Below are 19,901 nucleotides of genomic sequence, written 5' to 3' on the forward strand. Positions count from 1 at the left end.
GATTTATATCGTGACACAGGCTGCCATCAGCACATCGCCGACCCGCAAGGGACTGAGCAACAAGACCATCGCCCGCATCTTCACGGTGCCGGGCCAGGTGGTCTCCCTGCTCGTCCTGGTCATGCCGCTTCTCGTGGCGCTCTATATGAGCTTTACCGACTGGTCGCCCACGCGCGGCTCCCTCTTCGACGCCGGTTTCGTGGGCTTCGACAACTACAGCGAGCTGCTCATCTGGGACACCCGCTTCATTTACGCGGTCATCCGGACCTTCCTGATCTCGACCATCTGCCTGAGCCTGGAGTTCTCCTTCGGTCTCGGGCTGGCCGTCCTGTTCATGCGCAAGTTCCGGGGGAAGTCCTTTTTCTTCTCCGCGTTCCTGACGCCCATGATGATCCTGCCCGTGGTGGTGGGGTACATCTTCTGGATGCTTTTCCAGTCCAACGGGCCCATCAACCAGGTGCTGGAGCTCGCCTTCGGAGCAGAGGCCATGATGGAATGGTTCAAGTCCGCGCCTCCGGCCATCTTTGCGGTGATCATCACCGAGGTGTGGCATTGGACGCCGCTCTTTTTCCTCATCCTGCTCTCCGGGCTCAACTCCGTGCCGGAGAACCCGGTGCGCGCCGCCGTCATCCTGGGAGCCAATCCGCGGCAGGTGTTCTGGCGGGTGGTCATGCCCACCCTCAAGCCGGTGATCATCGTCGCCTTCGTCATCCGGGCCATGGAAGTGATCAAGCTTTTTGACGAGGTCTTCATGCTCACCCGCGGCGGGCCGGGCTCCTCCACGGAAACCATCAGCCTGTACATCTACAAGCTGGCCTTCAACGACTTCCAGCTCGCCTACGGTGCGGCTGCGGCCTTCCTGGTCCTCGTGGGATCTCTCCTGCTGGTCCACATGCTGCTCGCACCGGTTCGCGACCAACTCCTGGAGGGCGACAAGTAATGATGACCAAGAAACTTTCCCCCTTGCAGACCGTGATCATGGGCATCGCCCTGATCCTGGTCCTCTTCCCCGTCTTCTGGATTCTGATGACCGCCATCAAGCCGCCCACCGACTGGAACGCTTCCCCGGCCATCTGGGTTCCGTCGGAGCCGACCCTGGTCAACTTCCAGACCCTGTTCGACCCCGACGCCCTGGGCAAATATGGTGTGGGCGGCGTGAGTCAGCCCGCTACCAAGGCGGTGTTCGGCTCCATCCTGGCCACCTTCATCGCCACCACTCTGTCCGTGGTCATCGGCCTGTTCTCGGCCATAGGCATCTCCCGCTACGGGAACAACTCCAAGTCCACGCCGCTAATCATCCTGTCCGGGCGCATGTTTCCCCCGGCGGCCATCGCGGTGCCATTCGTGATCATCTTCTCGAATATCGGGCTTATCGACAGCTATACCGGGCTCATCGCCATCTACGTGGCCGTGACTTTGCCGTTCTCCACCTGGATGTTGAAGAGCTTCGTGGACGACCTGCCTCGCGAGATCGAGGAGGCGGCCATGATTGATGGACGAAGCAAGCTCATGGCGCATCTGACCGTGACCATCCCGCTTATCAAGGGCGGGCTGTTCGCCACGACCATGTTCATCTTCATCCTCAACTGGTCGGAGTTCATGTTCGCCCTGGTGCTGTCCTACACCAACGTCAGCACCATCCCCGTACAGCTCGCCAAATACGTGACCGCCACGGCGGGTACACTCTACGGCGTGCAGGCCGCGCTGGCCGTGCTGGCCATGATCCCGCTGGTCATCGTCGGCTATCTCATCCAAGGCCACCTTGCCCGTGGCATGACTTTCGGAGCGATCAAGCAATGAGTAGACCCAAGCTGGAACTGGTCAAGCTGAGAAAGGAATACGGTGACGACGTCATCGCGGTGGACGACATCGACCTGGCTGTGGAGGCCGGGGAGACCGTGGCCCTGCTCGGTTCCTCCGGGTGCGGCAAGTCCACCACATTGAACATGATCGTCGGCCTGGAGCAGCCCACGGCGGGCGACATTCAGATTGACGGGGCAACGGTGGTCACCACCCCGGCAGGCAAGCGCAACGTGGGGCTGGTATTCCAGGACTACGCGGTCTTTACCCACATGACCGTGCGCAAGAACCTCGCCTTCGGCCTGGAGATCAGGGGCAAGTACATCCTTGAGATCAACCGCGCCGTGGAGGAAGTAGCCGAGCTGCTGGGCATGACCGACAAGCTCGATGTCAGCGTCAAGGAGTTGGGAGGCTCCGAACTCCAGCGCGTGGCCATCGGCAGGACCCTGGTCACCAAACCGGAGATCCTGCTCCTGGACGAGCCGCTATCCAACCTGGAGGCCGAGGCCCGCCTTGCCATGCGCCGGGAGCTGCGCCGTCTTCAGAGCGAGATCGGCCTGACCATCATCTACGTCACCCATGATCAGGTGGAGGCGCTCTCCCTTGCCGACCGTATCGCGGTCATGAACGCAGGGCGCATCCTTCAGGTTGAGGAGACGTCGGTGATTTTCGACAAGCCTGACCATACCTTTGTGGCCGGATTCCTGGGCTCGCCGCCCATGAATCTGATGCGCGGAAAATTTGCCGCCGGGCCGGGAGGGGTGCGCTTCGAGAAGGACGCCTTCCAGCTTTCGATCGGTCCCGGACAGGCTGCGCCCTCCGGCTATTACACCGTGGGTATCCGCCCCGAGGCCCTGAGTCTCTCGATCAATGATGCGCCAGATCTGACTGGGCGGATCGTGAACGTGGAGCCGCGCGGACCCGAGGCCGTGGTCACCGTGGGCGTGGGCAACGAACATCTCAAGTTGGTCGCACCGCCCGCGCAGACTCTGCGAACCGGCGACTCCGTGGGGCTGGATGTGGATTTTGATTCCCTGGTCTTTTTCGGCGGGGACAGCAACCGCCGGGTGGAACTGGCCGTGGCCGGGAGGGTATTCTGATGAGTGTGCAAACGGAAACCGGCGTCGTCCTTCACGTGGACGCCGTCTCCAAGCGGTTCGGAAGCAACCAGGCGCTCTCCGGAGTTGATTTCACGGTGCCTGAGGCGTCGCTGACCGTCATTCTGGGCCCCGCCGGGGCGGGCAAGACGACCATCCTGCGGACCATTGCCGGGCTGGAGATGCCTGACGAGGGGCGCGTCATCCTCGGAGGCGAGGACGTGGGAAGTTGGGAACCGCGCCATCGCAACGTGGCCATGATCTTCGACAACCTGGCCCTGTATCCGAACAAGAACGGCTACGACAACATTGCCTCGCCCCTGGTCATCAAGGGCGAAAGCGATGAGACCATCCGCGAGCGGGTGGACGCCATCGCCGCGACTTTGCAGATATCCCATGTTCTTGGTCGGTTGCCCAAGACCATGAGCGGCGGAGAGAAGCAGCGCGTGGCCCTGGGCCGCGCCCTGATCCGCACGCCGCAGCTGTTCCTCCTCGACGAGCCCCTGTCCAGCCTTGACGCCAAGCTCAGGGTGGAGCTTAGGGCAGAACTGCGGCGCATGCAGCGGGACCACGGCTACACTTTTCTGCTGGCCACGCCGGACTACCACGAGGCGCTGGCCGTTGCCGACACCGTGATTATGCTCAACAAGGGCAGGGTGGTGCAGGTGGACAGGCCCCAGGTGGTCTACGACGACCCCGCCGACCGGGACACCGCGATCTTCGTGGGCGCGCCGCAGATCAATCTGCTGAAAAGCACGCATCTGCCGAACTCAGGCGAGATGCTTATCGAGTTGGCCGGGGTGACTCTGCGGGGCCCCGCCCACCTGGTCGGTGCGCTCAAGGGTACGGAAGGATCATTCGAGCTGGGCATCCGTCCCGAAAATCTGTTTCTTGGCGACGCCGGAGAGAGCCCGATCCAGGGCAAGCTTGCAGACATTGAGCCCCTGGGGCCCAAATCCGTGGCCACGGTGGCCGTCAAGGACGAGGAGTTTCGGGTGCTCATTGACAGCAAGGCGGTTCCTTCACTCGCGCTGGGGCAGTCTATCGGCATCGGGTTGACCAACGAGGAGCGGATGCTCGCCTTTGATCTCGAAACGGGACTGCGGTTGCGGGCATGATCAACCTCTTCGTCACCTACCGCTGTAACCTGGCCTGCTCCTACTGCTTCGCCAGGGAGCTGCACGCGGATTTTTCCGAGGACCTGGACGAGGCCCGGTTCACCCGCCTGCTGGGCTGGATGCGCGGCTCGTCGATCCCTGCCGCGGCCTTCATTGGTGGGGAGCCGACCCTGCATCCCGGCCTGGCGGACATGGTCCGGCGGACCGCGGAGAGCGGTATTTCCGTCGTCTTGTTCACCAACGGCGTATTTCCCGGCGGGCTGCTGGACGAGCTGCTACCGTACGTGTCCAATTTCGTGGTCAACTACAACGACCCGTCATTGTATACGCAGTCACAACGCGACAGGCTTCACGGCAACCTGGACTACATTGCCGAGTCCGACTCCCGGCTGACCTTCTCCAAGAACTTTTCCAGCCGGTACTGCGAATATGATTACCTGCTGGAGGGGGCCGAGGCCTACGGGGTCAGGTCCATCCGGTACGACATCTCCCGCCCAAGCATCTCGGCGTCCAACGATCACTTCACCGACGACGACACCCGGCGGATCATCTCCCACATCGTTCGTTTCGTGAAGGCGTGCGAGGGGCGGGGCATTCGCACGGGGCTTGATTGCAGCGTCCGGTTATGTGACCTTGACCTCGCCGACAGGAATTACCTTGAGCGGGTGTCCATGAAGTTCTCCGGCGTCTGCCATCCCTCCATCGACATCCACCCGGATTTGTCCGCGTCCTACTGCCTGCCCATGCGGGACGTGACCGTGCCGGACGTGACCGAATTCGCGAGTCAGGACGCGCTGATGTGGCACTTTGCCGAGCTGGTCAGGCCCATCCGGCAGGCGAACGTGTCCAAGGATTGCCTGGACTGCAAGGACTTCATGCGGCGGTGCCAGGGCGGATGCATGGCGTTGCGGCGCACCGAGCGCCCCGCGAAGGGGGGCGCAAAACCTCTCGACAAGGCAGAGAGCGAAACACATGACTAAGACCAGGATCATCACCAGCTGCACCCGGGACTGCCCCAATACCTGCGGCCTCGTGGCCACCGTCGAGGACGGCCGTCTGGTCGGTCTGACCGGCAACCCGGACCACCCGCTGACCAGCGGGGTGGCCTGCCACAAGACGGGTAAATATATCCGCCGGGTGTACAGCCCGGAGCGCATCACCCACCCCATGGTCCGCAAGAACGGGCAGTGGGAGCGCGTCTCCTGGGACGAGGCCCTGGACCTGGTGGCCGATACCATGAAGACCGTCTGCGAGGAGTCGGGGCCCGAGGCCATCCTCTATTACCAGGGCTACGGCGAGCGCACCGCGCTCAAGCTGCTGAACAAGTATTTCTTCAATCTGCTGGGCGGAGCCACGACCATGTACGGCTCGCTCTGCGGCGGGGCCGGGCAGGGCTCCCAGAACCTGGATTTCGGGGAGCGCGTCTCTCACGACCCCCTGGACCACCTCAACAGCAACTCCATCGTCCTCTGGGCGCGCAATCCTGTCTCCACCAACATCAGCCTGGTGCCGATCATCCGCAAGGTCAAGAAGCGGGGCGGCAAGGTCATCGTCATCGACCCGGCCAAGAGCAAGTCAGTAGCCCTGGCCGACCATCACATCAAGCCCAGGCCGGGCGGGGACGGCTATCTGGCCATGGCAGCCACCAAGCTCATTCTGGCCGCTGGTGCCGAGGACCGCGAATTTCTGGAGAAGTACAGCGAAGGGGTCGAGGAGTATCTGGCCATATTGGAGCGCTACTCCGTTGAGGAACTGTGTTCCCTGGCAGGGGTGCCCACCAGCGATGCGCTCATTCTGGCCAATACCTTCATGAAGCATGGGCCCACCTCCACTCTGCTGGGGTGGGGGTTGCACCGTTACGAGTACGCCCACCACTCCATCCGGCCCATCGACGCGCTGGGTGCCGTCAGCGGAAACATCGGCGTACCCGGCGGCGGCGTCAGTCAGGGGTTCGAGGAGTACGGACCCTACGATTCGCAGTGGTGGGGCGACGGCCTCAATCCGCCCAGGCGGCAATTCCTCATCCCCAAGGTGGGCGAGGAGATCCTGAACGCCAAAAACCCTGCCGTGCGGCTGATCTACGTGACCGCGGGCAACCCCCTGTGCATGGCGCCCAATTCCTCCAGGATCGCCGAAGCGTTCGGACGGGCCGAACTGGTGGTCTATTCCGGCCATTTCATGGACGACACCGCCGACCTGGCGGACGTGTTCCTGCCAGCCACCACCTTCCTGGAGGAAGACGACGTGGTGGCCAGCTATGGACATAACTACGTGGGGCCGGTGAACAGGGCCATCGAACCCGTGGGGGAATGCAAGTCAGAATTTCACATGTTTTATGAGTTGGCGTCCCGCTTCCCCTTTGCCGATTGGTACCGGCGTCCCGTGGACGAGTGGCTGCAGCGTATCTGCTCCCCCATCTGGCAGCAGGGCGGTGATCTGGAGAGCCTGCGTCGGGAAGCGTTCCGGCTTGACGCGCCCATGGTTCCCTATGAGGACAAGACTTTTCCCACGGAGAGCGGCCGGTTCCGGTTCATGACCGAATTCGATCCGGAGCATACGGCCGGGGACAACGCCTATCCGTACAAGCTGCTGACCATCGCACCGCACGGGACCATCTGCTCGGAGCGGACCGTTGCCGAGCATGAGCCGTTGCCCGTGGTTACCCTCAATGCGCAGGAGGCGGAGCGGGGCGGCATGCGGGACGGCATGATCGTGCTGGTCAAGAGCCCCGTGGGCGAGGTTCGCGCGCGCCTTCGGGCCGACGCGGACATGCGCCGGGACGTGCTCGTGGCTGAACGTGGCGGGTGGACCAAGGCCGGACACGGCCTCAACCTGCTGACCCTTGATATGGCGAGCAAGGTGGGAAACGGCACCCCGTTTTATGAGACGTCCGTGGCCGTGTCCCCCGAGCCCGAGGTCAAGGCCCGCATCCTGCTGGTGCAGAACAGCGGGCGCGCGCCGGGCGGCACCTTCCACAAGGCGTTGGAGCGGGGAGGCGCCTCCCTGATGCTGGTGCGGCCAGCGGACGGGGAATCGTTGCCGGAGCTGCCGGACGCGTTCGACGGACTCGTCGTCCTCGGCGGACCGCAGCACGCCTTTGACGACGATGCCTCACCCTATTTCCCCGCGTTGATGCGTCTCATGCGCGAGTTCGACGAGGCCGGAAAACCCGTGGCGGGCATCTGTCTGGGAGCCCAACTGCTGGCCCGGGCACACGGAGCCAGGACCTGGGGCATGGACGCCCTGGAGTTCGGGTTCGTGCGCCACGCGCTCACCCCGGAAGGGGAGGCGGACCCTCTTTTCATGGGGATCGGCGAGCTGCCCGGCCTGATGGAGTTCCACGAGGATTCCTTTGACCTGCCCGACGGCGCAGGCCTGCTTGTCCAAGGCGATGCCTGCGCCAACCAGTGCTTCCGGGTCGGCAGGGTGTCCTATGGTTTCCAGTTCCATCTGGAGGTTGATTCCGCCGTTGTCGAGAACTGGATCAACCTGTTCAAGCGGGGCGAGATCGACACCTATGCGGAATACAAGAAACTCTACGGCCCCGCTTTCTTCGAGGCCATGGAAGCGGACCTGCCGTTGCTGGTGGCCCGCTCCGAGGACTTCTGCAACCGGGTCGCCGCCAACTGGCTGAAGCTGGTTGTCGGGTAAGGCTCTCCCGTTTCCTTTTCGTTAGTCTCCCTTGCCGCTCAGGTAGGCGTCCCTGGTCAGCCAGAGCTCTTCCATGCGGTAGAGGTGCCAGTGGTCGTGCATGAAGATGTGGCGGGCGAAGATACGCAGGCCGTACTCCTTGTACTCAGGGTGAATGGCGCGTCGCCCCCAATCCTCCGGTGAGGCTGCCTTGAGCTTCTCCACGATGGCGTCCCGTCCCTTCTTGAAATCGGCCAGCACCTGAGTCATGGGCGGAAGCGAGGGCTTCTCCGCGTCTTCCTTCTCGTTGGGCACGAAGGGAACGAATTCCGGTGTGTCCTCCTCCAGCATGCGCGTGATTCGCATCAGCCCCATGGGCTGGACTTCGGCCAGGTGGGCGGCATGCTCGGCTATGGTCCAAAACCCTTCGCCGCGTCTGGTGTGAAGCGCTTCTTCTGAAACTCCGGCGAGGAAGCCGGACAGGATGGCGTGGCTGTCACTCAGGCCGAGCAGTACGGCCTGGACATCTTCAGGCAGTTGTGTGGACATGATTATCTCCGTGGGTTGTCGCCTCCCGCCGGACCGGGGGGGAGCGGTGTTGCTTTGACAGAGGTGAAGTGTAGTATGCGCCGATGGCCGGGGCAAGAAGGGGAACCATCGTTTTGTGTAAAGACTCCGTTCAGCGATGTTGATGACGGAGGGGAGTCGGAAGCTTTATGCGGATCATGCTCGTTACGGAAATCTGGGGTCGGACCCCGCATGTGGAACGTCTGGCAGCTGGCTTGGGTCATGCGGCCAACAGGGTGTCCATCATAGATCCGTACGGCGGGTATGATCCAGCCTTCCCAAGCGAGGAGGCTGCCTACGATACTTTTATCGGGCGTTGCGGGCATGCGGCCTACGCCGAACGGGTGTCCGAAGCCCTGGCAGAGGCAGACAGCCCGGTCTGCCTTGTCGGGTTCAGCGCCGGTGCCGGTGCGGTCTGGGCCGCCGTGTGCGGCGATAATGCGGGCAGGGCGTGCGGGGCCATCGGGGTCTACGGTTCGGCCATCCGCAGCATGACGGATCTTGATCCCAAGGTCCCCATCGAGTTGATCTTCCCTGAAATCGAACCGCATTTCGACGTTGCCGCGCTTGTTCGCAGCCTGCGGGGTAAGCCGAATGTCAGCTGCCGCACGGTCCCGCAGGGGCACGGCTTCATGAATCCGTTGTCGGTCAATTACGACGAAGCCGCCTGTGAGCAATGGGCCGCCTGGATAGCACAGCGGGCAATGATGTTTTTCAAAACAGCGGAGTAGCTCCCTCCGGGGTATCAGAAGCGAAGCCGGACGCCGATCACGAACTGGACGTCGTCGAAGTCCGCGCCTTCCTCCTTGGCGTAGTCGGCCGTCTTGCCGTAGAGCCGGTTCCAGTTGATCCCGACATAAGGCGCGAATTCCCGCCGTATCTCATAGCGCAGGCGCAGCCCCAGTTCGGTCTCCGAGATGCCGGAGCCAGTCCTGGTGGCGGGATCGTTCTTGCCGTATGCGTTGAGTTCGAACTCGGGGACCAGGACCAGCCGTTGGGTGAACATGAACTCGTATTCGGTCTTGAAACGGAACGAGGTCCGTCCGTCCTCGCCGAGGAAGAGCGCCGTATCCACGTCGAAATAGTAGGGTGCGGTACCCATGAAACCCACTGCGAGCCAGTTGCGGTCAGGCATGCCCGGTTCCTGGTAGGTGTCGCGGCGCACGCCGGCCTGGAGGTCCCAGTTGGGGTCCACGGCCCTACTGTAGAGTGCCTGGAATTCGGCCTCCTCGATCTTTTGGTCGCGGTATTCGCCCTCGGTCTTGAACCACAGTTTGTTCAGGTCCTTCCCTATCCAGGCGTCGGCGTCCCAGAAGATCGGGTTGGAGCCGTCCGCCGTTCGCATTTCAAGCCTGTCCACGATCAGCGCGGCCAGCAGGGGGTCGTCCTCCATTCCGCCCGCGCGGGCTACACCCGTCAGGGTCAGCAGGAGAAGCATGGTTAGTGCCAGTTTCCTCATTTCCCCTCCTCGCTGACCACGACTTTTCGGAACATGCCGGCCATATGGTAGAGCAGATGGCAGTGATAGGCCCAGCTGCCCATGGCGTCCGCCGTGACCAGGTAGCTTATCTTGCTGCCCGGCTGGACGATGACCGTGTGTTTTCTGGGGATGGCCTTGGGATCGCCGGTTTCCAGGTCGCTCCACATGCCGTGCAGGTGCATGGGGTGGTTCATCATGGTGTCGTTGACGAAAGTGATGCGCAGCCGCTCGCCGTAGCGGAACCGGAGCGGTTCGGCATCGGCGTATTTTACCCCGTTGATGGACCACATGTAGCGGGACATGTTGCCGGTCAGATGCAGTTGGATTTCGCGTTCGGGCTCGCGTGGGTCCGGGGTGGGGTGGAGGTTGCGCAAATCGGCGTAGCAGAGCACGCGCCTTCCGTTGTTCCGCAGCCCTGCGCCCGGATCGTCGAGGCGGTACTGCGGATTCTCCGTGCGCATGGCCACGTGGGGGCCGAATTCCGTGGGTACGTGGACCACCGGCGCGTTGCTGCCGTATCCGGCCTTGCCGAGCCCAGACATGCCCTCTGACGGCATGGACGCCATCGTCCCCTTAGCCGGTGCCCCCATGACGGTGTTGTTCATGTCTGCACCTTCCATGGGTTGCATGCCGGGCATTGCCGACTCCCGCTTCGTCTTGGCATTCATGGCACCATTGCCCGAGTCCATTGTGTTCATGGACATGCTTCCCGCGTCGCCCATGCTCATGGAACCATCCATGTCGCCCATATTCATGCGCATGCCCATGTCCTTGTGAGACAGGAGGGGGAGCGGGTCAAAGGGCGGGACTTCGGCCTTGAGTGAGATGTCCGGGGTGAGGGTGCCGTGTGCGTAGCCGGAGCGGTCTATGGCCTGGGCGAAGACGCAGTATGCGCCGTCGTCAGGCTCGACCACGACATCGTAGGTTTCGGCCACGCCGATGCGGAATTCGTCCACGGCCACGGGCTGGATGTCCTGACCGTCGGCGGCGACCACGGTCATTTTCAAACCCGGAATGCGCACGTCGAAAAAAGTCATGGCCGAGCCGTTGATGAAGCGGAGCCGGACCTTTTCGCCCGGTTTGAACAGGCCGGTCCAGCCTTCGGAGGGAGTCCTGCCGTTCATCAGGTAGGTGTAGGTGTACCCGGTCACGTCGGACAGGTCGCGGTCGGACATGCGCATGCGGTTCCACATGGCGCGATCGTTCCAGGTTCGGGCCAACCCCTTTTCCCGAATCTCGCCAATCAGGTCGCCCACGGTGCGTTCGTTGAAATTGTAGTAATGGCTGAGTTTCTTGAGTTTGGCGTAAACCGAATCGGGCTCTTCGTCGGTCCAGTCCGAGAGCATGACCACGTAGTCGCGGTCGCAGGGGTTGGGCTCTTGGTCTCTTGGTTCGATGACGATGGGCCCGTACATGCCGGTCTGTTCCTGAAAGCCGGAGTGGCTATGGTACCAGAAGGTTCCGCTCTGCCGGACCGTGAATCGGTAGCGAAAGGTCTCGCCGGGCCGGATGCCCGGGTAGCTTATCTCCGGGACGCCGTCCATGCCCGTCGGAAGGATGATGCCGTGCCAGTGGATGGAGCTATCCACGGCCAGGCGGTTGGTCACATCCAGGGTCACGGTGTCCCCCTCGCGCCAGCGCAGGACCGGTCCTGGCACCGAGCCGCCGATGGCGGTGGCGGTACGCATCGCGCCGGTGAAGTTCACCGTGAGGGGCGCGATGTCCAAGGTGAAATGGTTGCCCCTGCGCTCCGGCATGGGAGTTGTGGAACCTGTGGTGGCCAGCAGGCGCGCCGGTGAAAGGCCGAGCCCGAGCAGGGCACCGCCTGCCGCCAGCCCCGTGACGAAACGGCGGCGGGAAATGAGTTGCGAAGATGGAAAATAGAGTGGGTTTTTCATGTCTCCTGACTGGTTGCGGTGTCTTTCAGACTACTGCGCGTGTAGTTAACTGTCGAGTGGGCCTCCCATGATAGTTTAGGGTGCGCTCAGAAGTCCTCGACATCGGGACTGGGCGTGTTGCTCCCGGTTTGTGGCGCGGGCTTGCCAGGCAATGGCGACAGCTGGCCACTGGGAATCGCCTGGCCCGAGCGCGTCCCGGTCGGGGATACGGGCTTGCCCGGATACGGAGATAATTGACCATCCGGCACGGCCGGACCGTAGCGTTTGACGGAAGTGGAACCGCCTGTCTGTTCCGGGATGAAGAACGGCATGTTGACAGTGGCCGGATTCATGCCGCGGTTCTGCATGAACCAGGCGTTATCCTCGCCGTTGAGGGCTTTATAGAAGCGGAACAGCAGATAGTCGGCCGGCATGGCCTGGCCGTTGGACGGGTTGCGGTAGTTATGCGCCGCAGCCAGTTGAGAGAGGAATGTCTCGGCTTCCTTGACCAGACCGTTGAAAGCCTGGAAGGCCCTTGGGTGGTTGGGCAGCGCCACCTTCTGGCGGTGCAGGACCAGGCCGAGGAACGAGGCCACAAGGTCCGGGGCCTGGCTGGCCGTTGCGCTGAGTTGCATGTTGGCCGGTGCGAGGTAAACGCGCTGTACCTGCTGCATGGCGGTATTGAGAAGAGGAGACATATTCAGGGTTGTCCCCTGAGCCGCCGCCGGGACAGGGCACAGGCTGACAGTGAAGAGGGCGACAGCCAGGAGCGCCGGGACGAAACCGCGCCGAAAGAAAAAGGAGGTCTGGTACATGGGCATTCCTTTGTTGCGGGACGGGAGATACCGTTTCCATACCATCCGTCCGTGTCTTTGACCAGTAATGTCGAACCGGGGGCAAGTCACCTTGCGTTGCCATAACTTATGAATATGTGTACAGGTAGCTTGAGTTGTGGCGCGAAGATGAGGAGGTTTTCGTGTTGATTCGTCTAGCTTCGCTTGCTCTTTTGTTTGGGGTGGTCGGTTTGGTCTGGACCGGAAGTGTCTATGCCGACGATACCATTTATTGTCCCAACGATCCGGTTCAGTTGAAGAAACAATGCGCAGAAAAACAGGCTTTCATAAAGAAGGCCCAGGCGCTCGTGGACAAATGGGAGCGGAATTACCAGCACCGGGGAGCCTATTCCCTCATGCGCTACGGTCATGCCTCAAAGGCTCAGTACAATAAATGGACGAAACCCAGTTCCGTGACCGTCAAGGGTGTGCCTATGAAGGTCTACGGAACCTACCGGTCCTCCAACGGCGACGTATACGTGTATGTTGCGGACCAGAAGCACAAGCAGGTGCTGAATCAGTACGGCAAAGGCAATACCTTCAAGAGCGCCAAGAGCAACAGCAATCGGATTATGAGCAACAACCTGCAGACCAAGCTCAACAAGTATCGCCACGCCTTGTCCCAGGCTTACGCTTACCGGGCCCAGTGCTGCGGTGCCCGCTGGACCAACGACGGGCCTGGCAGCACGCCGAACAGAGGAAACAGCGGTTCGAGCGGCGGCATCGATCTGCTGGGGGTGCCCATGGGCAACTGATCCGAGCTGCAAACAGTATATTTCCTAACCCTGCTGGATGGCAGCTGGTGGGGTGCGAAGGAAAACGGCCCATGGACACGTTTCCGGAAGACGCGTGGTCCATGGGCCATTCCATTTTGGGTGAAGGGGCAGAGGGTATCGGCATCCTCTTGGGTAAATTGCCAAGCCAGCCTCCAGATACGCCCCAGAGTGTGAATCAAAAGCTTTTTCTTATAACTGGTTGGGATTGGTTTCATCCCACTCGCCGCTTCGTAGGCCGGACTCCATCTTGAACAGAAGTAACTCTTTGGTTCTATCGACCCATTCTTGCCCTTCCTTGGAGGGGAGCGGCATCCGCCTTCTCCTTGGTTGCCACTACTTCCCGCGTCCATCCTCTTCCGGGGTTCCCTCTGCCTCCAGAGGGGCACAGGCTTTGTCTTCTTAACGCCCGCATACCCCAGGTACTTGTCGTACGCGGCGTCCGCATTCTTTTCGTCGAACTTGGTCTCGGACATCACATACTTGTTGATGAGATCGAAAGCGGCATCGTCATTTACTTGAACGCCATTTCGATCCTTGGCCCCAGCGCCCCCATACCCCTCCCTTCAGCTATGTGGGAAGGGCGTCAGCGCGTATCTCAGCGGACTTTCTCCGCCCTTTTGATTCTGTCTGATTTTTGTACCAAGCCAGCCGCTTTTTCAGCATGGAGGCCTGCGTCGGAATGATCGAGGGGGTGTAAACCAAAATCAGAAAGACTGATCTACAAATGCGAAAAAGGGACTTAGGTTGCTTCCTAAGTCCCTTCTGTTTTCTGGTGGAGACGAAGAGATTTGAACTCTCGACCCCTGCCTTGCGAAGGCAGTGCTCTCCCAGCTGAGCTACGTCCCCGTTGAAGAAGGGTTGATAGCCCTTTTTGCCGGGGGAAACAAGAGTTTTTCTATGGGGCCGGAGAGAAAATGCGCCGGGTTACTCCAGGCCTGCGGCGGTAAGCACTGTGTCGATTCGGTTGGCGTAGGTGTGGTCGCTGAGAATGTGTTTGCGCCACGCCTCGCGGAGTTCGGTTTTTTCCGGGGTTTCCTCGCGGAATCGCGAAAAGAGCGGGAGGATGTCTGCCGGGGTCTTGAACATGATTTGCTCCACTAGCGCCTCCGGGAAAATCTGAAGGCCGGGGTTGGCGTCGGTGAGCAGGAAGCCGCCTGCGCACCAGACGTCGAAATGCCGCTGGGTCAGGCCCGCCGGGAGCTGCATGCCGGTGACGTTCAGGGTCGCGGCGGCGGCGCGGTACACGGCGGGCAGGGCCGCGTAATAATCCAGCGGAGAGCGTGTCTCGGCGGTTATCTCGCTGATTTGCCCCCATTTTTCGTCGCCGAAGATAACGGCTTCCGGCCCGGCTGCGGCCAGGCAGCGGACCTTCCAGGCATAACCCGCCACCTCGGCGCCCACGCCTACGTGCCTGATTTCGTTACCCGGCCAAAGGGTGGCGCGAATATGTTCCTGCCACCAGTGGAAATGGGGGCGTTCCCCCTTCTCCAACATGGTCACGGCCTCCTCCAGAATGCGCGGATTGGGCGTCAGTCCGGCGAAGAATTTGCTCTTTTTCGGGAACTCGGAGCGGCCCACGAAGACGAGCCGACCGCCAAGATCACGGGCGTGCTCCGGCAGGCTTCCTCCCGTGGCGAAAAGGGGCGGGCTGGCGGCCAGGGGCAGGTGCGTTACCCGCCTGGCTCCGGCGCGGATGAGCGGTGCGATGAAAGAGTGGTCCGTGACGAACAACCGCGCTTCCTTCCAGGCCCCGGTCTTGACCGAAGTGAGGATGTGGAATGGGTTATCCACCAGCCAGACCGCTACTTCGACTCCGGCCTCGCGTAGCAGGTGGAAGGCCAGACCGAAGGGCTCCAGCCCCTTGAAGTTGATGGAGAAGAAAAGTGCGGGGCGTTCGCGGGACAGGAGCGCGGGCAGCTCCGTTCCGGGTGAGCGTTCCAGCGTTTCAGGGTCCAGGGTCCGGACCTGGTATCCCTTCTCTTCAAAGGCCAGGGTCAGCTCTTTGCCCAAGAGATCTCCTTCGCCTGAGGGAAGCCAGACTACGCGGGAAGGGGCGGTCTTGGGCAGGCGGCAGGCCGCAGTGCGGGCCGCCAGGGGAGCCCAGAACGAGGGGAACGCCTTGAGGCCGGGCCGGTAGCGGAGGACTGTACTTTGTCGGGCCAGTTCAGGCGTGAATTCCTCCGGGGGGAGGGGGGTGTAGTCCACGGGAACGCGGGCTTCGAAATTTCGTATCTGGCCGGTCATGGTGGGGCATTCCACGTAGCGGGCCTCGCGCACGTCCGGGAAATGGTTGCGCAAAAGTTCCGGTTCCGGGCCCAGGCCCAGGAAGATGACGCCTTCGCCACCGGGAATTACTTCGAACTGACTGCGGTCCGAAGGCAGGGTCTGGCGGTTGCCCAGTTCGTTGGTGATCTGGATTCTGACAGGTCTGGTCACGGTTTCACGCTTGGCTTTTCGGGCATATTCGGGTACGGAAACGCTCCACGCCGATCAAGGAGCGCCTCATGAAACAATATCAGGACAAATATTTCAAGCGCGCCAAAAAGGAAAATTACGCCGCCCGTTCCGTCTACAAACTCAAGGAGATGGACAAGCGGTTCGGTATTTTCAAGAAGGGCCAGCACGTGCTTGATCTTGGTGCCGCGCCCGGCTCCTGGACCCAGTTCGCGGGCGAACGCGTGGGTCGGGAGGGGCATGTGCTCGGTGTGGACATCCAGGACACCAAGCACTCGTTCCCGGAGAACATAACCTTTTTGCAGGCCGATGTCTTTTCCGATTCGCCGGAGCTTCTGGAGGCCATCGAGCCGCTTGTGCCGTTTGATGTGATTATCAGCGACATGGCTCCCAAGACCACGGGGATCAAGTTCGCGGACCAGGCCAACTCGCTGGAGCTGTGCGAGCGCGCCTTTGAGGTGGCGCTTAAATACCTCAAGAAGGGCGGGCACTTCGCCGTCAAGATTTTTGAGGGCGGTGAGACCAAGGAGTATCGGGATTCGCTTCGGCCGTATTTTGGAAAGATAAAGAATTTCAAGCCTTACAGCTCCCGATCCGAATCAAAGGAAATCTTCATCGTCGCGCTTGGCTTTAAGGGCGCGGATGTATAAAGTAACCGACCGAAAAATGAAAATGAATTTTCTGACCATATTTTGAGGAGGAATCATGGCCGGACATAGTAAATGGGCAAATATCCAGCATCGCAAGGGGCGTCAGGACGCCAAGAAAGCCAAGTTTTTCACCAAGGCCGCCAAGGATATCATCCTGGCCGCCAAGGCGGGCGGCGGTAATCCCGACGACAACTCCGGGTTGCGTCTGGCCATCCAGAAGGCCAAGGCCGTGAACCTGCCCAAAGACAAAATCGACAACGCCATCAAGAAGGGCACCGGCGAACTGGCCGGCGGCGACATCATGGAGATCCTCTACGAAGGATACGGTCCGGGTGGCGTGGCCATGCTGGTCGACGTGGCCACTGACAACAAGAACCGTGTGGTCGCCGAAATCCGTCATGCCTTTTCCAAAGCCGGCGGCAACATGGCCGAGGCCGGCGCAGTCGCCTACATGTTCAACAAGAAGGGCGTCATCGTCTTCAACAAGGACAAGTACACCGAAGACGACCTGATGGAAGTGGGCCTGGAAGCGGGTGCCGAAGACATCATCGACGACGGCGACACCTTCACCGTCCAGACCGAGCCCTCGGACTTCATGGCCGTGCAGCAGGCCTTTACCGACGCCGAAATGGAATTCGAGTCCGCCGAGGTGAGCCAGGTTCCCGAGAATCTCGTGCCCGTGGACGTGGAGACCGGCAAGAAGGTCATGCGCCTGTACGACCTGCTTGAAGACAACGAGGACGTCCAGAAGGTCTACCTCAACGCCGACTTCCCGGACGAACTGTTCGACGAGGAATAGCGTGGGAGACGGCGGACTCATTGTCATCGGCCTGGATCCCGGCTCCCGGGTGACTGGCTACGGCATCGTCCGCGAGCTGTCCGGCCGGGCCGAGTTGATCGAGACCGGCACCATCCGTACGCCCGTCAAAAAGGACATGGCCACGCGCATGGGCGTGATCTTTGAGAGGCTCGCCGAGCTGATCCGCACTCATGGACCCGTCGAGGGGGCCATCGAGAACGTGTTCGTGTCCAAGAACCCCTCATCCGCCCTGAAGCTGGGGCAGGCAAGGGGGGCGGCCATGGCCGCCTGCGCCGTCCACGGGGTGTCCATGGCGGAGTATGAGCCGAGCAAGGTGAAAAAGAACCTCGTGGGCGTGGGCAACGCGCCCAAGGATCAGGTGGCCTTCATGGTTGCCCACTGTCTCGGCATCAAGAAGCCCGATTGGGCCGAAGACGCCTCCGACGCACTGGCCGTGGCCATCTGCCATCTGAACGAGCGGCGTTTACGCAGGCTCACGGGCGTATAGCTTGAAAGATATATAAAACAAAGGCCGCCGGAAATTTTCCGGCGGCCTTTTTTGTTTCAGTTTGTCAGGGACGGCTATTTTTTCTTGCCCTTTCCCTTGCTCTTGTTCTTGCTTTTCCCCTTACCTTTGTTGCCCTTTCCGGCAGCGGAGGGGTGAATGCCGCACTCCTTGGCGATGCGGCCCCAGCCCATGCCGGAGTCGCGCATGGCCTGTATTTCGGAGGGAGACTTGCCGCAACGGTCGGCATAGGCTTCCAGGCGAGCGTGGTCGAGCTTCTTCTGGGAATCGGCGTACCGTCCTTCGGCTCGTTCCAGATCCCGCTCGGCTTCTTCGCGTTCGGTACGCGTACCGCCACGCCTGAGGATGACGTCGAGCACGTCGCGGGCCTTGCGGACCTCTTCGGAGCGTTGGGTGGTTTCCTGGACGATCGCTTCTCCCACCAGGGAGATGAGTTCGTCCTGTGCGCTGCGCGGGTCCTGGGCCGGGGCTGTGGTGGCCCAGGCCAGGAGCAGCAGGGCCGCCAGCAGTACGGTGATGCGTTTCATGGTCACTCCTGTGATTGGTTTGCTATCCCTATACTATACGGTACGGTGCCGGACAAGGTCACAAAATCGGAAACAGGGGGCTCCCCGGCGGACCGGTCCATACCCTTTGTATTGCGTTCGGTATTGGGATACAACCCTCCGACGGAGGATTTTCATGATCGGATATCTGCAAGGCACGGTGCTGTCCGCCGGAGAAAAGGGGCTCACATTGCTGACCCCGGGCGGGGTCGGCTACGAGGTTGCCGCACCAACATCGGTCCTGGCCCGTCTGCCGGGCAAGGGCGGCGAGGTGGCGCTTTTCGTTCATACCCAGGTGGCGGAGAAGGCCATCGACCTGTTCGGGTTCCTGGAGGCCGATGACCTGGAACTGTTCCGCACCCTCATCTCCATCGACAAGCTGGGGCCGAAAAAGGCCATGGCCATCCTGTCCATGTTCGACGCCGAGCACCTCCGGGAAATCGCCTTCCGCGAAGACGTGACCACACTCTCCACCGTGCCGGGCATCGGCCCCAAGTCGGCCAAGCAGATTCTCTGGTTTCTCAAGGACAAGGTGTCCAAGCTGACGCCGTCCGCGTCCGTCCCCGGTAAGGCCGCCGCGCCCCAGGGGCCGCAGGGCGAGTATCTGGACACCCTTGCGGGCCTCAAGTCCCTGGGGTACGCTGAGGACGAAATTCGGCCCCTTATTTTGGAAGTCTTCGACGACGAACCCGACCTTGACGCCGCCGGAGCCATCCGCGCCGTGCTCAAGAAAATCAACGCGGCACGCTCATGAGCAAATGCACCCTCCCGGAAGAGAATGTCCGGCCCCGGAAACTGAGTGATTTCATCGGCCAGGACGACCTGCGCGCCAACCTGGACGTTTTCATCCGGGCCGCCACCGAGCGGGAGCGTCCCCTGGACCACACCCTGTTCTATGGCAACCCCGGCCTGGGCAAGACGACCCTGGCCCGGATCATGGCCTCGGAGCTGGGCGTGAACATGGTCTCCACCTCCGGGCCGGTGCTGGAACGTTCCGGCGACCTGGCCGCCATCCTGACCAACCTGGAGCGCGGCGACATCCTGTTCATCGACGAGATTCACCGCATGCCCGCCACTGTGGAGGAGGTCCTGTACCCGGCCATGGAGGATTTCCAGATCGACCTGGTTATCGGGTCCGGTCCGGGCGCGCGCACGGTCAAGCTTGACCTGGAGCCATTCACCCTGGTGGGGGCTACCACCAGGCTCGGGCTGTTGACCTCGCCGTTGCGAGATCGCTTCGGCTGCATCTTCCGCATCGAATTTTACACGCCCGAGGAACTGGGCCGCATTGTGGAGCGCTCGGCGTCCATCATCGGCGTTGAAGTGGCCCCTGAGGGCGCGCTTGCCATCGGCAGCCGGGCGCGCGGTACTCCGCGCATCGCCAACCGGCTGTTGCGCCGCGTGCGCGACTACGCCCTGGTGCACGGCGACGGAAGGGTCACGCGCGAGCTGGCCGAGTCCTCCCTGGAGCGTCTGGATGTGGATCAGTACGGCCTGGACAACATGGACCGCAAGATCCTTTCGCTCATGGTCGAGCACTTCAATGGCGGTCCCGTCGGCCTGAAGACCATCGCCGCGGCCTGTGCCGAGGAGGTGCGGACCATCGAGGATATCTACGAGCCCTATCTCATCCAGTGCGGCTTCCTCAAGCGCACCCCGCGTGGCAGGGTGGCCACGGCCAAGGCCTATCAGCACCTCAAGCTGCGCATGGAAGACGAAGACCAGCACCGGCTGATCTGATCGGCGAAA

19 protein-coding genes and 1 tRNA gene are annotated in these 19,901 nt (G+C 61.7%); 13 read left to right on the forward strand and 7 right to left on the reverse strand.

All coding sequences use genetic code 11. The features are described from left to right. Nucleotides 1-10: 10 nt before the first annotated feature. The 6 genes from GM415_RS10595 to GM415_RS10620 are packed head-to-tail and all read left to right on the forward strand — an operon-like array spanning nucleotide 11 to nucleotide 7,666. Nucleotides 11-940, forward strand: coding sequence for a carbohydrate ABC transporter permease (locus GM415_RS10595; protein WP_158947964.1), 930 nt, complete (start codon nucleotides 11-13; stop codon nucleotides 938-940). Continuing rightward, nucleotides 940-1,800, forward strand: a complete 861-nt coding sequence (locus tag GM415_RS10600; protein ID WP_158947966.1) for a carbohydrate ABC transporter permease — start codon at nucleotides 940-942, stop codon at nucleotides 1,798-1,800. Before GM415_RS10595 ends, GM415_RS10600 begins: the two co-directional genes overlap by 1 nt. Beyond that, nucleotides 1,797-2,900, forward strand: a complete 1,104-nt coding sequence (locus GM415_RS10605) for an ABC transporter ATP-binding protein (RefSeq protein WP_158947968.1) — start codon at nucleotides 1,797-1,799, stop codon at nucleotides 2,898-2,900. Before GM415_RS10600 ends, GM415_RS10605 begins: the two co-directional genes overlap by 4 nt. Beyond that, entirely contained in the window at nucleotides 2,900-4,015 is a 1,116-nt protein-coding gene (locus GM415_RS10610) for an ABC transporter ATP-binding protein (RefSeq protein ID WP_158947970.1), read from the forward strand. The genes GM415_RS10605 and GM415_RS10610 overlap by 1 nt, the downstream gene beginning before the upstream one ends. Next, nucleotides 4,012-4,995 (forward strand): radical SAM protein, encoded by a 984-nt coding sequence (locus tag GM415_RS10615; protein WP_158947972.1) that lies wholly within the window; start codon nucleotides 4,012-4,014, stop codon nucleotides 4,993-4,995. The genes GM415_RS10610 and GM415_RS10615 overlap by 4 nt, the downstream gene beginning before the upstream one ends. Continuing rightward, nucleotides 4,988-7,666 carry a molybdopterin-dependent oxidoreductase gene (locus GM415_RS10620; RefSeq protein WP_158947974.1) on the forward strand — a complete coding sequence of 893 codons (2,679 nt, stop codon included), beginning with the start codon at nucleotides 4,988-4,990 and terminating at the stop codon, nucleotides 7,664-7,666. The genes GM415_RS10615 and GM415_RS10620 overlap by 8 nt, the downstream gene beginning before the upstream one ends. A gap of 21 nt (nucleotides 7,667-7,687) precedes the next feature. Here GM415_RS10620 and GM415_RS10625 read toward each other — a convergent pair whose 3' ends face one another. Then, nucleotides 7,688-8,194 carry a DinB family protein gene (locus GM415_RS10625; protein WP_158947976.1) on the reverse strand — a complete coding sequence of 169 codons (507 nt, stop codon included), beginning with the start codon at nucleotides 8,192-8,194 and terminating at the stop codon, nucleotides 7,688-7,690. A gap of 167 nt (nucleotides 8,195-8,361) precedes the next feature. On the opposite strand from GM415_RS10625, the gene GM415_RS10630 reads away from it, so the two are divergent. Further along, nucleotides 8,362-8,943, forward strand: a complete 582-nt coding sequence (locus GM415_RS10630) for a dienelactone hydrolase family protein (protein WP_158947978.1) — start codon at nucleotides 8,362-8,364, stop codon at nucleotides 8,941-8,943. A gap of 14 nt (nucleotides 8,944-8,957) precedes the next feature. Here the strand turns inward: GM415_RS10630 and GM415_RS10635 are convergent, their stop codons facing one another. The 3 genes from GM415_RS10635 to GM415_RS10645 form a co-directional block, all read right to left on the reverse strand. After that, nucleotides 8,958-9,671 (reverse strand): copper resistance protein B, encoded by a 714-nt coding sequence (locus GM415_RS10635; protein WP_158947980.1) that lies wholly within the window; start codon nucleotides 9,669-9,671, stop codon nucleotides 8,958-8,960. Then, complete coding sequence (locus tag GM415_RS10640; protein ID WP_158947982.1) at nucleotides 9,668-11,590, reverse strand: copper resistance system multicopper oxidase; 1,923 nt, start codon at nucleotides 11,588-11,590, stop codon at nucleotides 9,668-9,670. Before GM415_RS10640 ends, GM415_RS10635 begins: the two co-directional genes overlap by 4 nt. 86 nt (nucleotides 11,591-11,676) lie before the next feature. After that, nucleotides 11,677-12,384 carry a hypothetical protein gene (locus GM415_RS10645; protein ID WP_158947984.1) on the reverse strand — a complete coding sequence of 236 codons (708 nt, stop codon included), beginning with the start codon at nucleotides 12,382-12,384 and terminating at the stop codon, nucleotides 11,677-11,679. A 161-nt stretch (nucleotides 12,385-12,545) separates the two neighbouring features. On the opposite strand from GM415_RS10645, the gene GM415_RS10650 reads away from it, so the two are divergent. Continuing rightward, nucleotides 12,546-13,157 (forward strand): hypothetical protein, encoded by a 612-nt coding sequence (locus GM415_RS10650; protein ID WP_158947986.1) that lies wholly within the window; start codon nucleotides 12,546-12,548, stop codon nucleotides 13,155-13,157. Nucleotides 13,158-13,948: 791 nt separating this feature from the next. On the opposite strand, the gene GM415_RS10655 is transcribed toward GM415_RS10650, so the two are convergent. Next, nucleotides 13,949-14,024 (reverse strand) — tRNA-Ala (locus GM415_RS10655). A 78-nt stretch (nucleotides 14,025-14,102) separates the two neighbouring features. Next, complete coding sequence (locus tag GM415_RS10660; RefSeq protein ID WP_158947988.1) at nucleotides 14,103-15,614, reverse strand: glycosyltransferase family protein; 1,512 nt, start codon at nucleotides 15,612-15,614, stop codon at nucleotides 14,103-14,105. A 68-nt stretch (nucleotides 15,615-15,682) separates the two neighbouring features. Here GM415_RS10660 and GM415_RS10665 point away from each other — a divergent pair, with 68 nt between their 5' ends. From GM415_RS10665 to ruvC, 3 genes are read left to right on the forward strand one after another with little or no spacing between them, the layout of a single operon-like run. Beyond that, the gene (locus GM415_RS10665; RefSeq protein ID WP_158947990.1) at nucleotides 15,683-16,282 is read left to right on the forward strand and encodes an RlmE family RNA methyltransferase; all 600 of its coding nucleotides are present in this window, start codon (nucleotides 15,683-15,685) and stop codon (nucleotides 16,280-16,282) included. A gap of 55 nt (nucleotides 16,283-16,337) precedes the next feature. Continuing rightward, on the forward strand, nucleotides 16,338-17,081 hold the full coding sequence (locus tag GM415_RS10670; protein WP_158947992.1) for a YebC/PmpR family DNA-binding transcriptional regulator: 744 nt from the start codon (nucleotides 16,338-16,340) through the stop codon (nucleotides 17,079-17,081). Nucleotide 17,082: 1 nt separating this feature from the next. After that, nucleotides 17,083-17,589, forward strand: a complete 507-nt coding sequence (gene ruvC / locus GM415_RS10675; RefSeq protein ID WP_158947994.1) for a crossover junction endodeoxyribonuclease RuvC — start codon at nucleotides 17,083-17,085, stop codon at nucleotides 17,587-17,589. Nucleotides 17,590-17,663: 74 nt separating this feature from the next. On the opposite strand, the gene GM415_RS10680 is transcribed toward ruvC, so the two are convergent. Then, complete coding sequence (locus tag GM415_RS10680; protein ID WP_158947996.1) at nucleotides 17,664-18,134, reverse strand: hypothetical protein; 471 nt, start codon at nucleotides 18,132-18,134, stop codon at nucleotides 17,664-17,666. A 154-nt stretch (nucleotides 18,135-18,288) separates the two neighbouring features. Here GM415_RS10680 and ruvA point away from each other — a divergent pair, with 154 nt between their 5' ends. Further along, the gene (ruvA, locus tag GM415_RS10685) at nucleotides 18,289-18,906 is read left to right on the forward strand and encodes a Holliday junction branch migration protein RuvA (protein WP_158947998.1); all 618 of its coding nucleotides are present in this window, start codon (nucleotides 18,289-18,291) and stop codon (nucleotides 18,904-18,906) included. Beyond that, entirely contained in the window at nucleotides 18,903-19,892 is a 990-nt protein-coding gene (gene ruvB, locus GM415_RS10690) for a Holliday junction branch migration DNA helicase RuvB (protein ID WP_158948000.1), read from the forward strand. The genes ruvA and ruvB overlap by 4 nt, the downstream gene beginning before the upstream one ends. Nucleotides 19,893-19,901 lie beyond the last annotated feature (9 nt).

This window comes from Pseudodesulfovibrio cashew, assembly GCF_009762795.1.
GTDB classification, from domain to species: Bacteria; Desulfobacterota; Desulfovibrionia; order Desulfovibrionales; family Desulfovibrionaceae; genus Pseudodesulfovibrio; species Pseudodesulfovibrio cashew.

What these genes read in the sequence shown, in the direction of transcription:
- GM415_RS10625 (WP_158947976.1), bottom strand. Translation starts at nt 8,194, where the DNA reads ATGTCCACACAACTGCCTGAAGATGTCCAGGCCGTACTGCTCGGCCTG.
- GM415_RS10645 (WP_158947984.1), bottom strand. Translation starts at nt 12,384, where the DNA reads ATGTACCAGACCTCCTTTTTCTTTCGGCGCGGTTTCGTCCCGGCGCTC.
- GM415_RS10600 (WP_158947966.1), top strand. Translation starts at nt 940, where the DNA reads ATGATGACCAAGAAACTTTCCCCCTTGCAGACCGTGATCATGGGCATC.
- ruvB (WP_158948000.1), top strand. Translation starts at nt 18,903, where the DNA reads ATGAGCAAATGCACCCTCCCGGAAGAGAATGTCCGGCCCCGGAAACTG.
- GM415_RS10630 (WP_158947978.1), top strand. Translation starts at nt 8,362, where the DNA reads ATGCGGATCATGCTCGTTACGGAAATCTGGGGTCGGACCCCGCATGTG.
- ruvA (WP_158947998.1), top strand. Translation starts at nt 18,289, where the DNA reads ATGATCGGATATCTGCAAGGCACGGTGCTGTCCGCCGGAGAAAAGGGG.
- GM415_RS10635 (WP_158947980.1), bottom strand. Translation starts at nt 9,671, where the DNA reads ATGAGGAAACTGGCACTAACCATGCTTCTCCTGCTGACCCTGACGGGT.
- GM415_RS10610 (WP_158947970.1), top strand. Translation starts at nt 2,900, where the DNA reads ATGAGTGTGCAAACGGAAACCGGCGTCGTCCTTCACGTGGACGCCGTC.
- GM415_RS10680 (WP_158947996.1), bottom strand. Translation starts at nt 18,134, where the DNA reads ATGAAACGCATCACCGTACTGCTGGCGGCCCTGCTGCTCCTGGCCTGG.
- GM415_RS10615 (WP_158947972.1), top strand. Translation starts at nt 4,012, where the DNA reads ATGATCAACCTCTTCGTCACCTACCGCTGTAACCTGGCCTGCTCCTAC.
- GM415_RS10620 (WP_158947974.1), top strand. Translation starts at nt 4,988, where the DNA reads ATGACTAAGACCAGGATCATCACCAGCTGCACCCGGGACTGCCCCAAT.
- GM415_RS10670 (WP_158947992.1), top strand. Translation starts at nt 16,338, where the DNA reads ATGGCCGGACATAGTAAATGGGCAAATATCCAGCATCGCAAGGGGCGT.
- GM415_RS10640 (WP_158947982.1), bottom strand. Translation starts at nt 11,590, where the DNA reads ATGAAAAACCCACTCTATTTTCCATCTTCGCAACTCATTTCCCGCCGC.
- GM415_RS10665 (WP_158947990.1), top strand. Translation starts at nt 15,683, where the DNA reads ATGAAACAATATCAGGACAAATATTTCAAGCGCGCCAAAAAGGAAAAT.
- GM415_RS10605 (WP_158947968.1), top strand. Translation starts at nt 1,797, where the DNA reads ATGAGTAGACCCAAGCTGGAACTGGTCAAGCTGAGAAAGGAATACGGT.